The organism is Oleiphilus sp. HI0079 (genome assembly GCF_001635105.1).
In genome coordinates, this window is sequence record NZ_LWFT01000253.1 from 1 (window position 1) to 817 (window position 817).

Genomic DNA, 817 nt, shown 5'->3' on the forward strand with positions numbered 1-817 from the left:
TGTGAGTTTCTTATTAGCTGGACACTTTGATGCTCTGGAGTTGTTCGTAGAATTTAGCCAAGATCATGAGGATTGGGAATTAGACGAAATTCTCGTGACAGCAGTTTCTTTAGTGTTTGTCTTGTCGCTCTTATTATTTAATAGAACTCGCCAACTAAAGGACGAAATTAAGCGCCGAAAGTTATATGAAAGTGAGATGGCTCTACTAGCGTCAACAGATCCATTAACCAAACTATCGAATAGACGGGATTTTCTCCCTAAGCTAGAACGTTCTATTTCATCAATCGCTAATTCTGATGAGGTTCACGCGGTATTGTTTGTCGATATTGATGACTTTAAGCAAATAAATGATATTCATGGTCATTCGGTTGGTGATGAACTTCTAGTGAATATCTCAAAGGTATTGGTGGAAGTTGTAAGAAAATCTGACCTGGTCTCAAGATTTGCTGGCGATGAATTTGTTATTCATTTGTCTGGTGTGCAGAGCAGGGATGAAGCCGCTCTTGTTGCGCAAAAGATTATAGATAGAGCGGCAGCCGTTCATGAGATTAGTATTTCTTTAAGCATTGGGATTTCGTTTACATCGGAAAATAATATGTCCGCTGAAAGCCTAATTAGCGAAGCAGATAGGGCTATGTATGTCGCTAAAGAACGTGGCAAGAATGGATATTATTTTATGGGCCAATAAAAGACCTTATTTGTCTAAAACATAGTTTTATTCACGACCACTCATTAAAGTCGCTAACGAATTGCGGTACTCAGTAGGCGTTGCCCCAAACCAGCGCCGACAAGCTCGATTGAATACGGCTTGTTCAGA

The 817-nt window shown here is 39.9% G+C and carries 1 protein-coding gene; it reads left to right on the plus strand.

All coding sequences use genetic code 11. From position 1 onward, the window contains the following. A partial coding sequence (locus A3750_RS03730) for a GGDEF domain-containing protein (protein ID WP_156498369.1) occupies positions 1–688 on the plus strand: 688 nt, incomplete at its 5' end. Positions 689–817 lie beyond the last annotated feature (129 nt).